This is a genomic window from Propioniciclava tarda (assembly GCF_900182665.1).
Classification (GTDB): Bacteria; Actinomycetota; Actinomycetes; order Propionibacteriales; family Propionibacteriaceae; genus Propioniciclava; species Propioniciclava tarda.
Window position 1 is genome coordinate 182,925 of sequence record NZ_FXTL01000002.1, and the last position, 13,159, is coordinate 196,083.

The window sequence follows — 13,159 nt, forward strand, 5'->3', positions numbered from 1 at the left end:
ATGGCAGCCGAATCATTCGTGGGCGTCCGGGTGGCCGGTGGCCTGCTGCCGGCCGAGTTGTTGTCGCGGATCGCGGCGGGCGCGTTGGGCGGGCAGGCGTCCGGCGACTACCACCTGGCACCCGGCGAGACCGTCCGCGAGGCCGCGAACCGGGCCTGGGCGTACCTGACCGGGGTGTGGGCCACCTACCGGCAGGCGGCTGAGAAGCTTTCCGAGTCAGACCGCGGCACCACCCTCACGCGCGAGCGGTGGCTCCTGATCCTGCTGCGCGAGCTGGGGTATGGGCGCGTCCCGACCTCGCCCGCGGGCGGGCTGACCGCCGACGGCAAGCAGTTGCCCGTCTCGCACGTGTGGGAGCACGTGCCCATGCACCTGCTCGGCCACCGCATCGAACTGGACCGCCGCACCCAGGGCGTCGCGGGCGCCGCCATCTCGTCGCCGCAGTCGATGGTGCAGGAACTGCTGAACCGGTCGGACGCCCACCTGTGGGCGGTGCTGTCCAACGGGCTGACCCTGCGGCTGCTGCGCGACTCGACGTCGCTGGTCGGGTCGGCCTACATCGAGTTCGATCTGGAGGCCATCTTCGACGGCGACCTGTTCGCCGACTTCCTGCTGCTGTACAGCGTGTGCCACGAGTCGCGGCTCGAAGTGCGCGACCCCGAGAAGGGCGCGGCGTCCTGCTGGCTCGAGGCATGGCGCACCGAGTCGCTGGAGTCGGGCACGCGGGCCCTCAACCAGCTCCAGGACGGAGTGACCAAAGCGATTACCACGCTCGGCACCGGGTTCCTCGCGCACCCTGCGAACGCCCACCTTCGCGACGGCCTCGCCGAGGGCAGCCTGCGCATCGAGGACGTCAACCACGGCCTGCTGCGGGTCGTGTACCGGCTGCTGTTCACGTTCGTCGCCGAGGACCGCGGTTTGCTGCTTTCCCCTGACGCCACCCTCACCGCCCGGCAGCGCTACCGCGACTACTTCTCGACCGAGCGTCTGCGCCGCACGGCCCGCCGCCGGCGCGGCACCCGGCACGCCGACCAGTGGCGCGCGCTCAACCTGGTGTGGGACGGCCTCGGCTCGGTCGACGGACGCCCCGAGCTCGGCCTGGTCGGCATCGGCGGCCTGTTCGAACCCGGCGCCCTCGACCTGTTCCGGGGCAGCGACCTGTCGAACGAGGCGCTGCTGCGGGCGGTCCGGCACCTCAGCCTCGTCGAGGAACCCGGCTCGAAGATGAAGCGCGTCGTCGACTACCGCAACCTCGGCGCCGAGGAACTCGGCTCCATCTACGAGGCGCTGCTGGAGTTCGTGCCCTCCTGGGACGCCGGACGGCGGGTCTTCGAGTTGCTGTCGGCCGCGGGCAACGACCGCAAGTCGACGGGTTCGTACTACACGCCCACCTCGCTGATCGACTGCCTGCTCGATTCGGCGCTCGACCCGGTGCTCGACCGCGCCGAGCGCGAACCCGACCCCGAGGCGGCCCTGTTGGCGCTGACCGTGTGCGACCCCGCCTGCGGGTCGGGCCACTTCCTGGTCGCAGCCGCGAGGCGGATCGCCAAGCGGGTCGCGGCCATCCGGACCGGCGACCCCGAGCCCCCGCCCGAACGGGTCCGCGAAGCCCTCGCCGACGTGGTCGGACGCTGCATCTATGGCGTCGACCTCAACCCTCTGGCCGCCGAACTCGCCAAGGTGTCGCTGTGGCTGGAGACCCTCGACCCCGGACGCCCGCTGGCGTTCCTCGACGCCCAGATCAAGGTCGGCAACTCCCTGATCGGCGCGACGCCGGCCCTCATCGGGCAGGGCGTGCCCGACGAGGCGTTCGCGGCGCTCGAGGGCGACGACAAGAGGGTCGTCACGGCACTGAAGAAGCAGAACAAGGCCGAGGGCTCCGGGCAGGACGACCTGTTCGGCGACGACACCGCGCCCATGATGGACACCGTCGTGGCGGGTGAACTGGGCGCATTGATCGGTGGCGGTCGTCCAGCGTCGTTGGCCGACATCCAGGCCCGGCAGCAGCGGCTCAAGGCGTTGCAGGCTAATCCGGCGCTGCAACAGCAAAGGCTGCTGGCGGACGCTTGGTGCGCCGCCTTCGCTTGGCCCAAGCAGCCAGGCGGCCCTAAGGCCATCACCGACCGGAGCCTGCGGGCCCTCGTCCGCGGCGAGGCGCTGCGCGAGGCCACGATCGCCGCTGTTCACGAGCTCGCCGCCGAATACCGGTTCTTCCACTGGCACCTGGAGTTCCCGCACCTGTTCCGCCCCGCCGCCTCCGCCGACGGACCGGGCTGGCGCGGGGGATTCGACGTCGTGCTCGGCAACCCGCCGTGGGAGCTCATCGAGCTGAAGGAACAGGAGTTCTTCGCGGTCCGGGCCCCTGAGATCGGCGCGGCGAGTGGAGCTCGACGCAAGCGCCTGATCGACGGCCTGCCCCAGACCAATCCGGCCCTCGCAGCGGAGTACACCAGTGCGAAGCGCCACATCGACGCAACCCGCCACTTCCTGGCGAACTCGGGCCGTTACCCCTTGTGCGGGCGTGGCCGCGTCAAGACCGACCCGGTCTTCGCCGAGCTGGGACGGCATCTCCTCGCCTCACGCGGCCGATTCGGACTCGTACTTCCGACAGGAATCGCGACCGATGCAACGACCCAGTACTTCTTCAAGGATCTGGTCCAGCGAGCAAACCTCGTGAGTCTGTACGACTTCGAGAACCGCAAGCCTCTGTTCGAAGGCGTGGACAGCCGTTTCAAGTTCTGCCTACTCACCCTCACCGGCCAGGATGAGCGCGTCGCCCAGGCGGAGTTCGCCTTCTTCGCCCACGACCCGTCCGACCTATTGAAGGACGACGCCCGCTTCGAGCTCACCCCCGACGAGATCCAGCTCCTCAACCCCAACACTGGCACTTGCCCCATCTTCCGGACTCGCCGGGACGCCGAGATCACCCTCGGCATCTATCGCCGAGTCCCGGTGCTGATCAACGAGAACGATCCGGTCAACGGCAACCCTTGGGGCATCAGCTTCATGCAGGGGCTGTTCAACATGACGAGCGATTCGCACCTCTTCCACACCCGTGACGAACTCGAGGCCGACGGCTGGACGCTCAACGGCAACGTTTTCGAGCGCCAGATCGACGGGGGGGGGGGTAGCTCGAATGCTGCCGCTGTTTGAAGCCAAGATGATCCACCTCTACGACACCCGCTGGGCGACGTATGAGCCAGACGGGTCGATTCGGCCGATCACCGAGGACGAGAAGGCCGCCTACCTCCTTCCGATTCCCCGGTACTGGCTGACCGAGGCCGACGTAGATGCCTCATGGGGAAGCCGTAAGCCGACGGGTCCGTACTTCGCCTGGCGTGGGATTGCGCGAACCAGCGACGTGCGCACCGCAATCGGCACGGTGATGCCTGCCGCCATCCCAGGCGGTGGGAACTTCGACATGGTGCTGGGGTGCGACCGCAACGAATTGCCCGGATTCGCCGCGGTCTTCTCCAGCTTCGTGTTCGACTTTGTCGCCCGACAGAAGCTCAGCAACATGCATCTCCAGTTCAGCGTGGCCAAGCAACTCCCGATGGTGATGCCTGAGCAACTGGGATCGCTGGCGCTCCCTTTGGATCGCCCTCTGCGAGCCTGGGTTGCTCTGCGAGTCGATCGTCTGAACGGCTGGATCCCCGACACCGACCAGCGGGCGCAGGTGCGAGCCGAACTGGATGCCCTGATGTTCCACGGCTACGGACTCACGCGTCCAGAAGTGTCGTACGTCATGGATACCTTCCCGATCGTGAAGCGCAAGGACGAGGCCGCCTATGGGAACTACCGGACCAAGGACCTGATCCTGTCCGCCTACGACGCGATGGCCGAGGCGAAGTCGTCAGGACGCACCTACCAGCAGCCCTGGCCCCAGGAGGTTCACACATGACGCAGACGGTGGAGCGCATGCTGCCGCTCTACGAGGGGAAGATGGGCCTCCTTTACGACCACCGTTACGCCTCCTTCAGGGGAGTCGGGGACACGGACATCGAGGCGAACCAGGAGCGCCAAGACGATTCGCTCGTGCTCCCGCGCTACTGGGTTCGCGAAGAAGTAGTTGCCGATCGGCTCGTCAGGCGCACGTGGGGGTCCGAGGCCGCCCTGCTCGGCCACCGCCGGGTCGCGCGCAATACCGACGAGCGCACCATCATCGCGAGCTTCATCCCGTTCGGCGCGGCTTCCTACGGCTGGATCCTCAGTGCTGGTCCCGACGCGCGGGCGCTAGCGCTCCTGGTCGCCCAGTACAACTCGTTCGCGCTTGACTACATCCTTCGCCAGTTCCTATCGCAGCCGTCGATCCCTCAAGGCACCTTCGGCCAACTGCCAACGCTCCCGCCGGATGTGTTCGCGAGGTTGGACCCGTTGGTCGGGAACGGTGTTGACTGGGTCGTCGATCGAGTGGCCGTCCTTGTCGGCTCAGGTATCGAGATGCACGCCTACGTCCGTGAGTTGGGCCGGGAGTATTTGCTCCCTGTCGAGTGGGATCAGGAGCGCCGCGCAGCATGCCGGGTCGAGCTTGACGCAGCGATGTTCCTGCTCCTCGGCGTCGAGCGAGCTGACGTCGAACACATCATGGACACGTTCCCGATCGTCAAGCGGAAGGATGTGGCTGCGTTCGGCTCGTTCCGGACGAAGGAGCTGATCCTCGACGTCTACGACGCGATGGAAGCCGCTATCGACGCTGGGCGGCCCTACGTCTCCCCGCTCGCTGACTTACTCGCTGGCGAGCAGGGTCGCGGCGCGATTTCGCCATACACGCAGGAGGAGAGTGAGTGCGCTCATGAGTGAGATCGCAAGCGAGCCGGTTCGACGGGGGCTCCTGATTCGTGCCGCACTGCAGGTGCTTGCGGAGGCGGGCGGTCCCGTCCCGAGGGCTGACGTCATTCGCCTCGTGGAGCAGCGAGTGCAGCTGACGCCGTACGAGCGTGCCCCGTTCCGGACGAACGACTCGCTGCGCAGATGGGAGAACCATCTGACATGGGCGAGTACCGATATGAAGGCTGCCGGTTGGATCGAGAAGACCCCTCAGGGTTGGCTGATAACCGACGCCGGTCGGGAGGCGCTCGCCACACACCCCGAGGACGGCGCGGGGCTAGATGTTGAGTCGGGACAGGCGTACCGCGATGCGCGCCGCGCGGACGCCCCTGAGACTCCTCGCTATCAGCGAATCCTGGAGGCGGCGCTGGATTTCCTGGAACCCGGCCAGTGGACCACTTACAGCGACATGGCAGCGGTCGCGAGCACGAATCCGCAGACTGTGGGCTATGTCATGAGCGGTGCCTCCTCAGAAGGGGCGACGCATCGAGTGATCGGCAAGGACGGGCGCCCGTCAGCCGGATTCGTTTGGTCCGATGGGCGCCCCGGCACCCAGCGGGAGGCGCTGGAGGCCGAGGGAGTGCAGTTTGATTCGTCGGGAGTGGCGAGCGAAGCGCAGCACGTCCGGACCGAGGATCTGCGGGCATATCTGGAGGAGCTTGGCGTCTTGGTCGCACCGCCACAGCGGGCCTGGCTCGTGCGCGGGTCGTCCGTGGACGGTCACGACTTGATCCCCACCTGGCGACAGGAGGGCTACGCGTCCCTACGGGCGGCCAAGCTGCGCGAAGTAGAACCGGGCATCGGGCGTCCTGAGCTCAAGGCGATCGTTGAGGAGGACTACTCGCAGACCTCGTACGCGGCGAAGGCTGCGAAGCTCGACGAGTTCCACGCGTTCCTGTCACGCATCCAGGTCGACGACGTGATCGCCACCACCAGCCAGGGGAAGCTCTATCTGGGCACGGTTACCGGGCCGGCAGAGTATGTGAACTCCGCCGATGACCTGTCGAACCTGCGCCGGGCCGTGGCCTGGGCTCCCGACGGATTCGACTACGCCGAGTTGCCGAGCGAGGTGAAGGCGCGTCTGCAGATTCAGTACGACGTCGTCGAGATGACCCAGCAGCTCGACCTGCTGGGGAAGTTGCTTGCCGCGCAAGCCACGGAGGTCGAGGACGACGAGCCTGCCCCGCCGGTGGTAGAGCGTGAACTGGCACTGCCGAACGCGACGGACGAACTCGCACGCCAGTTGAATGTGGATCGGGCGTGGCTGCAGGAGTGCATCGAACTGCTCCGCGACCGGCCCCAGTTGATCTTCTATGGCCCGCCCGGCACGGGGAAGACGTATATCGCCCAACACCTGGCCGCGCACCTGGCCGGGGACAACGTGCGGCTGGTGCAGTTCCACCCTGCGTACTCCTACGAGGACTTCTTTGAGGGTTACCGGCCACTCGAATCTGGCGGGTTCAAGCTGAAGCCCGGCCCGCTGCGCAAGACGGTGGACGCCGCACGCGAGAATCCGTCGACCCCGTACTTCTTGATCATCGACGAGATCAACCGCGGCAACCTGGCGAAGATCTTCGGCGAGCTGTACTTCCTGCTGGAGTACCGCAGCCAGAACGTCGACCTGCTGTACGCCACCGACGACGACATCGGGTTCACGCTGCCGGAGAACGTGTTCGTGATCGGAACGATGAATACCGCCGACCGGTCTATCGCGCTGGTGGACGCCGCGATGCGGCGCCGGTTCGCCTTCGTGCCGCTGCACCCGTCCGAGCCGCCTACCGACGGCGTGCTGCGGAGATGGCTCGGGGCATCCGGCTTGGACGTCGGCGTGGCTGACCTTCTGGACGAACTGAACCGTCGGATCGAGGATCCGGGCTTCAAGATCGGGCCGTCCTACTTCATGCGCAAGGCAGTGCACGAGCCGGGCGGTCTCGAGCGGGCGTGGCGGACGGCGATCCTGCCGCTCCTCGAGGAGCATCACTACGGCGACGGCATCGACGTGCGCGCCCGTTACGGGCTTGACGCGATTCGCGCCCGGGTGGCACGGGCATCTGCGGCCGCGAACTCGGGGCCTGGTGATGGCGAACCCGCTGATCCTGCGTGAAGGTGACGGTCCGCGGCTGGTGGAGTTGCGGCGTCCGGTTGCGGACGCCCTCGCCGCAGCTGGGACCGTGCAGCTCGGCTTGACGGACCGGCCGGGCTGGTGGGAAGTGTCGGCCGGCACCCAGATCGGCGTTGTCAGCGTCGACGGGCTGCAGGTGGTCATTCAGCCCAAGATCGGCATCAAGCGGTTGGTGTTCCTCATGGGGTACGCGCGGCACCCAACCTTCTGGCGCGACGATCGAGTGCTGCTGGACTCGGATGCGGACCTCCCCGAGGCGCTGGCGGACGCCTTCGTGCGGCTCGCGCGTCGGGCGCTGGAGCAGGGACTGCTCAAGGGGTACGTGACGGTGGACGAGACCCTGGCAGTGTTGCGCGGACGGGTCCGCGAGGCCGACCAGCTGCGGCGTCGGTGGGGGCGAAGCATCCCGCTCGAGGTTCGCTACGACGAGTTCACCGTGGATATCGCCGAGAACCAGCTGCTGTTGGCGGCAGTCGAGCAGCTATTGCGGACGCCGCGGGTCGGCGTCCGGCATCGGGCGGGGTTGCAGCGGCTGCGGCTGCAGTTGGCGGATGTGACCGCCCCTGGGCGGGGCGGCGTCCGGCCTTCGTGGGTGGCGTCGCGGTTGAACGCGAAGTACGTGCCGGCGTTGGAGTTGGCGGAGTTGGTGCTGGCGGGGCGGTCGTTCGAGCAGCGGGTCGGGGACCTGGTGGTGTCGGGCTACCTGTTCAACATGGCGACAATCTTCGAGGACTTCGTGACGGTCGTGTTGCGGGAGGCGTTTCGGCCGTTCGGGGGTCGTTCGCGGTTGCAGTACCGCACCCATCTGGACGAGGCCGAGACGGTGCCGGTTCGTCCGGACTTCGTGTGGTTGGACACCGGCCTCCCGCGGGTAGTGGTGGACGCCAAGTACAAGGCAGAGAAGCCCAGCGGGTTTCCGCAGGCCGACCTCTACCAGCTTCTTGCATACTGCACCGTCCTTGGCCTACCGGTCGGGCACCTGATCTACGCGAAGGGGTTCGAGGACGCGCGCGAGCACGCGGTGCGGCACGCCGGGGTTCGGATCGTCGCGCACACCCTGGATCTGCAAGCCGAGCCAGCCTCGCTGCTGCGAAGCGTGAGCGGCCTGGTTGACGAGATGCGGCCGACGGTGGACCCGGCGGCGCCTGCCGGGCGGCAGGGGAGGGTGCCTTCATGACCGCAGAGCAGGGGCCCACGGTGTCCTCGATCTCGTTGGCTGACGTCGTGGCCGTCGCCGGTCTCGCCCTGATCGACGTCCTGCTGATCAGGCACCCCTTGAGCAACGCCAGAGTGAGGGAGGCACTCGAGGCGGACCAGTTACGCCAGTACACCAGCAGCCAGGGCGCCCGATTCCAGGGCCGGCAGCGCTTCTGGCTGGTCTTTCTTGGGGAGGAGGGCCGCAGTGCCCGCTATGTGGCCTGCTACGAGAACGCAGGCATCCTCACCCCCGGCAGCTTTGACTTGAGCGATGCGGCAGTTCTCCCTGACCTCGTCAACCGCCTTGTCGTCGACTGGGGGCCCGGGACCCGCAGTTGGTGGCAGAACGGGCCGACCGCGGTGAGCAAGCCTGTCCTCGCGATCATGGACCGAAGAGTCGAACACTTCCCAGGGTTCGAGAACCTCGTCCTGACGTTCCGGGAGCTTGAGATTGTCGTTATCGAGCCGCGCCGCTACGCGGAGTGGCATGCGGCCATGTCCTCGGTGAACGCCGTTTACCTCATCGTCGACGCGCATACCGGCAAGCACTACGTCGGGTCTGCGTACGGCGTGGGAGGCCTGCTCGGCCGCTGGAAGGAGTACGTGGCCACGTACCACGGCCACAACGTGAACATGGTGGAGGGCGTGCGTGCCGATCCGTCCATGTTCCAGCGTTTCCAGTTCTCGGTCTTGCAGATCCTCCCGAAGAGCTCCACCGCGGACGAGGTCGTTGCCGTGGAGACCCTGTACAAGCGCAAGCTGCTCAGCAAGGAGTTCGGCCTCAACGCGAACTGATCCCTCGCCAGAATGCGAGACGCGCTGGCCGACCAAGGTTGTGCTGCGGCACTGACGCGTCCGACGGTGGATCGCTGCTCCCCGGAGTTGCCGCTCCGTTCATCCCAGGGGTGGTAATGAGACCATCAGGTCCGAGCGGGCGGGGTCCAGGTGGGTCGCAGCCCAGTCGCGGACGCTGGTCTCTTGCGAGAAGAGGATGACTTGGCGTTCCTTCGAGATGTCGTGCAGCAGCGAGAGCAGAGCCTCGGTCCGGGTGGCGTCGCACTGCACCGTCACATCGTCGAGGATCAGTGGCATGGTCTCGGCTGTTCCGAGGTGTTCCACGAGCGCGAGACGTAGCAGCAAGAACGTTTGCTCGGCGGTGCCCTGAGAGAGGAGGGCGGCGTCGCGCCAGACGCCGGACCGTTCCTGCAGTTCCACGGCGAGTGTCTCTGGTGTGACGCGGGCGTCTTGGTAACGGCCGCCCGTCACCAAGGGAAGCCGTCGCCGGATCGCGGACTCAAGAACGGGGGTGATGGTGCGGTGCGCCTGCTGTTGGGCAGCTTCCAGGTGTTCGATCGCCAACTCGAGGGTGGCCTTCAACTCGATGAGGGAGTCCTTCTCCGACCGGCTTGCGGCGGCGAGTTCGACGGCCGCAGGCAGGTCGCCCTCCTGCTCGCGTAGGCGCACCAGTTGCCCCTCGGCGGTTGCTCTTCGGGTGACGCAGGCTTCGACCTGCGCGGAAGCGGACGCGACGAGTTCGTCAGGGTTGGGGGGCAGGGATTGCGGCCGGTTACCGAGCCCTGCTGTGAGGGTGTCGACCTTCGTTGCGAGTTGCTCGAGGGTGGCGCCAGTCAGCAGTTGAGCGCGCAGCGAGCCGATCCGGTCCCGTTTCTGGTAGACGGCGGCGGCGTGGTCTTGGGCCTCCAGCCAGTCGCCGAGCCACTGCGCAGCGGCCTGCGCATCGTCGCTGGGATCGCCGCCCACGAGCCGTGCGGTCGCGAGTAGCTCGTCGGCGCGTGAGGCCCAGCGTTCGATAGCCGTCCGGTATGCGACGTCAGCTGCGCTGCGCGCTTCCAGAGCGCGCGTCAGATCGGCACGACGGCTGGCTTGGGAGGCGATCTCCGCCCGGCGGTCACACGCCGCCTCGTAAAGGCGGTAGGCGGCGTCCGCCGCGTCGGCCTCCTCGCCCTCCGCGATTGGCGGTTGTTCGCCCTTCTCGCGCAGCGCATCGAGCAGTCTTGTCGCCGCTAATTGGGCTTCGCTCTGAAGCCGGGTCAGATCTGCGCGCTGCTGTTCGCCGAGCCTCCGGGCGCCGGCTCGCAGGTCGATGGCTTGGGCCAGCCGGTCGAGCTCCTCGGGGTTGGATGGCAGTCCGCGACGCGAGAGTTGCTCCGTGAGTTGAGCGTGCGCCGCGTCGAAGAGCGAGGCTCTTTGTTGCCAGTCGGACCTGCGGCTGGCGATCGCGGCCACTTGGTCAGACAGTGCCGGTTCGGTCGGCCTGTCACCGGGGGGAGGCAGATCGGTGGGTTCCGGTGCTTGAGGGGCCGGCGGAGGGGCGTCCATTTGGGGCACGCTGGGTGCACCGCCGTCGGTTGCACGCCGGGACCCGGTGCGCATCAGGAGGCCAGCGACGACGACAGCCACACCAAGAGCGGCGATGAGCGCGCCGATGAGCGGGTCGAGGAGAGTAGCGGCCAGCCCCGCCACGATGAGGGAAGCTCCGATCACCAGTAACCACTGGGGTGCGCCGAATCGCGCAGCTCCCGAACTGAGCCCACGGCGTCCGACAGGCTCCCCACGAGTCGTGAGCGTCGCACGGTAGGCGTCCCAACTGCGGGCGTACTCGGCTTGCTCGGCGGCGTAGCGTTCGCGTGCTGTGGCGTACCAGGTGGCTGCTTGCTCGTGAGCTGCGGCTCTCGCCTGCCACGCCGACAGGTCGTGTGCGAACCGTTCCAGGGCCTGCGCGTGCCGGTTGCGCAACAGCGACTCGGTCTCGTCCTCACGGGGATCCCACGTGGGTCGCCGCAGCCGCAACCGGTTCGCGTGGCGTCGAAGTTCGTCGCTCTCCGCGTCGGGGAGCGCCTCGTCTGTGGCGGTCTCGAGGGGCAATTCCGTCCGAGAGGCGACTGCGGAGGTCGCGTGGTGGAACTGCTCCCACACTGCGCGTACCTGCGGATCGGGCGACGTGTCACCGTCCGGCGCCTGCGGAAGTGTCGCCAGTTGCGATTCGAGCGCGTCGACGGACGGCCCGGTCGGTGCTTCTGGTGGTTCGTCGCGCGCGAGGAAGGCAATTCGAGCATCCCGGACCTTCTTGAGAAGTTCGGGCGGGGCCGGTTCGCCAACGACTGTCGAGTCAGCCAGTTCGGCATCGTAACCCCGGATCTTGGCGATCCGGCTTTCCAGGGCGTCCACTTCGGCCCACTTCTGCCATGCCTGTGCTTGGGCGAGCGTGTTGCGCGCCTGAGTTTCATCACGGGCCAATTCGGCGACGCGGATAGTGGTTCGTCGAAGGTCATCGCGAGCGGCACGGAGCTTGTAGAGGGTGTCTTCGGCGTCTTGCAACTCTTCGATGGCCCGGCGCAGTGGACGCCTGCCGATCGAGAGACTGCCAACGCGGGTGGCGAGGTCGGCCTTGAGCGTGTCGAGTACCTCTTGGGCGGTCACATCGATGGCCTGGCTGGAGGTCGCGCGCTGGAGGTACTGCTGCAGTTCGTCGGACTGCTCCAGCACGCGCAGAATTTCGGCTTGTGGCACGAACGTGGTGGCCCGCAGGGTTCCTCGGCTGAGCCCGAAGAGCTCGCCGACGTCGATGTCGTCCCAGTCGGTCGAAGAAAGCCCGAAGCGCCGCTCCAACTCCGATCGGCTCAAGGGTTTAGGAGTCCCCGTGGGCAGGATCCGCGTCGTGCCGCCGACGAGGTCTTGGGTGATCGTCAGTCTGGTGCCGTCGTCGGTCGTGATCGCGCTGGTGACCTGCCAGCGCGAACCGCTCCAGGGTTTGTGTTTAGCCTTGAACTGCGCGTCGTCGCGTGTTCCTCGACCGCGCGATCGACGCCTTCCGGCGAGGCTGGAGTAGAGCGCTGCGGCCCACGTGGTCTTGCCGCTCTCGTTGGGACCCGTGACGATGGTGAAGGCCGGCGCCAACCCGAGGTGCTCGCCCCGGAACGGGCCGAAGGAAACAGCCGTAACCGTCTCGAACCTCATGAGGACTCTTCGCTCTCGAGGGAGCTCAAGGCCAGGGCCAGGGCTTGATGGCGGCGGGCCTCATTCGGCCCGGCGCCCGACAGCCGGCGAATGAGTTCCGCCGCGACGGTGCGATCGTCTGCTTTGGCCGTCGGGAATCTGTAGTCGAGGTCACTCCAGTCGACGGTGACGTCATCCCGGCTGGGCTGCCACGGCAGGGCGGGTGGCACAAGCAACCGTGCAGCGACACTGCCACTCACCACCACGCGGTCGAGGCGCTCACACTGCGACAACAGGCCGTCGAGCGCTGCGGTGAGGGTGGCGCCGTCCCGGAAGTCGTCCAGGGGCAGGTGTCGTGTCGAGCCCAACTGTTGCGCGTAGGTCACGTCCTCACTGTGAAGGTCCGGGTCCGAGCCGTGGATGAGCAGGACACCCTCGGAGCGGCCCCCACCCGTGCCCACAACCAACGGCGTGAGCGTGAGATCCGAGGGACGAGGCGTCTGGCTGCCCTGCAAGACAGCCGGTCGGATCACAGGCAAATGGGTCCCCGGTGGTGAGGGGTGGGTCGTGAGCATTGCGACAACCCCCTCCAGCGGCGGGATCCTCGAGCCCCTCGGGCCCAGGATGGCGAACCGGGCGTCACCAAACACCACCACGGTGCTCGCCTCCGGGGTCATCCAGCGTACGGTCGAGGGCCACTCGTCCAATGCCTGCGGCGCGAAGTTGCTCTCGGCGTCCTGCTCGTTCGGGACGAGCAGCACCTCGCAGGGCAGGCTGCCCAGCACGGTTCGGACATCCCCGACGGTCGACCGGCGCACCGTTGTGGGATCCCACAGGCCGCCCAGAATGATCAGGCCATCAACGCGCAGGTCGATGCACTGCTGCGCCACCTCCATAAGGAGACTGACGCTCGCCTCGCGCAACCCGCGGGCGGCACCCACCGCCTCGTCAGGCCATGCCTTGTCGAGGTTGAGCCCCGCCACGACCAAGATCCGAGCACCCATCCCGCGGCCCCTGTTCAGATAGGGTTTCCCATTGTCATCGGACGTTACAGGA

General features: G+C 67.3%; 8 protein-coding genes. 6 read left to right on the plus strand and 2 right to left on the minus strand.

Translation table 11 applies throughout. The features are described from left to right. Genes FN821_RS02790 through FN821_RS02810 form a run of 6 tightly spaced genes read left to right on the plus strand, consistent with a single transcriptional unit; the run spans position 1 to position 8,941 of the window. The gene (locus tag FN821_RS02790; protein WP_221929105.1) at positions 1-3,153 is read left to right on the plus strand and encodes an Eco57I restriction-modification methylase domain-containing protein; all 3,153 of its coding nucleotides are present in this window, start codon (positions 1-3) and stop codon (positions 3,151-3,153) included. After that, a complete protein-coding gene (locus FN821_RS14415) occupies positions 3,137-3,901 on the plus strand; it encodes a hypothetical protein (protein WP_206661966.1) in 765 nt (254 codons plus the stop codon). The genes FN821_RS02790 and FN821_RS14415 overlap by 17 nt, the downstream gene beginning before the upstream one ends. Continuing rightward, complete coding sequence (locus tag FN821_RS02795; RefSeq protein ID WP_131171031.1) at positions 3,898-4,800, plus strand: hypothetical protein; 903 nt, start codon at positions 3,898-3,900, stop codon at positions 4,798-4,800. Before FN821_RS14415 ends, FN821_RS02795 begins: the two co-directional genes overlap by 4 nt. Further along, positions 4,793-6,931, plus strand: a complete 2,139-nt coding sequence (locus tag FN821_RS02800; RefSeq protein WP_131171032.1) for an AAA family ATPase — start codon at positions 4,793-4,795, stop codon at positions 6,929-6,931. Before FN821_RS02795 ends, FN821_RS02800 begins: the two co-directional genes overlap by 8 nt. After that, positions 6,906-8,126, plus strand: coding sequence for an McrC family protein (locus FN821_RS02805; RefSeq protein WP_131171033.1), 1,221 nt, complete (start codon positions 6,906-6,908; stop codon positions 8,124-8,126). Before FN821_RS02800 ends, FN821_RS02805 begins: the two co-directional genes overlap by 26 nt. Beyond that, a complete protein-coding gene (locus FN821_RS02810; RefSeq protein WP_131171034.1) occupies positions 8,123-8,941 on the plus strand; it encodes a GIY-YIG nuclease family protein in 819 nt (272 codons plus the stop codon). The genes FN821_RS02805 and FN821_RS02810 overlap by 4 nt, the downstream gene beginning before the upstream one ends. 99 nt (positions 8,942-9,040) lie before the next feature. Here the strand turns inward: FN821_RS02810 and FN821_RS02815 are convergent, their stop codons facing one another. Beyond that, positions 9,041-12,124 (minus strand): AAA family ATPase, encoded by a 3,084-nt coding sequence (locus tag FN821_RS02815; RefSeq protein WP_131171035.1) that lies wholly within the window; start codon positions 12,122-12,124, stop codon positions 9,041-9,043. Beyond that, complete coding sequence (locus FN821_RS02820) at positions 12,121-13,086, minus strand: hypothetical protein (protein ID WP_131171036.1); 966 nt, start codon at positions 13,084-13,086, stop codon at positions 12,121-12,123. Before FN821_RS02820 ends, FN821_RS02815 begins: the two co-directional genes overlap by 4 nt. Between the last annotated feature and the right edge of the window lie 73 nt (positions 13,087-13,159).

Bases quoted from the DNA above. Each gene is read 5' to 3' on its own strand.
- FN821_RS02790 (WP_221929105.1), top strand. From the start codon at position 1: ATGGCAGCCGAATCATTCGTGGGCGTCCGGGTGGCCGGTGGCCTGCTG.
- FN821_RS14415 (WP_206661966.1), top strand. From the start codon at position 3,137: ATGCTGCCGCTGTTTGAAGCCAAGATGATCCACCTCTACGACACCCGC.
- FN821_RS02795 (WP_131171031.1), top strand. From the start codon at position 3,898: ATGACGCAGACGGTGGAGCGCATGCTGCCGCTCTACGAGGGGAAGATG.
- FN821_RS02800 (WP_131171032.1), top strand. From the start codon at position 4,793: ATGAGTGAGATCGCAAGCGAGCCGGTTCGACGGGGGCTCCTGATTCGT.
- FN821_RS02805 (WP_131171033.1), top strand. From the start codon at position 6,906: ATGGCGAACCCGCTGATCCTGCGTGAAGGTGACGGTCCGCGGCTGGTG.
- FN821_RS02810 (WP_131171034.1), top strand. From the start codon at position 8,123: ATGACCGCAGAGCAGGGGCCCACGGTGTCCTCGATCTCGTTGGCTGAC.
- FN821_RS02815 (WP_131171035.1), bottom strand. From the start codon at position 12,124: ATGAGGTTCGAGACGGTTACGGCTGTTTCCTTCGGCCCGTTCCGGGGC.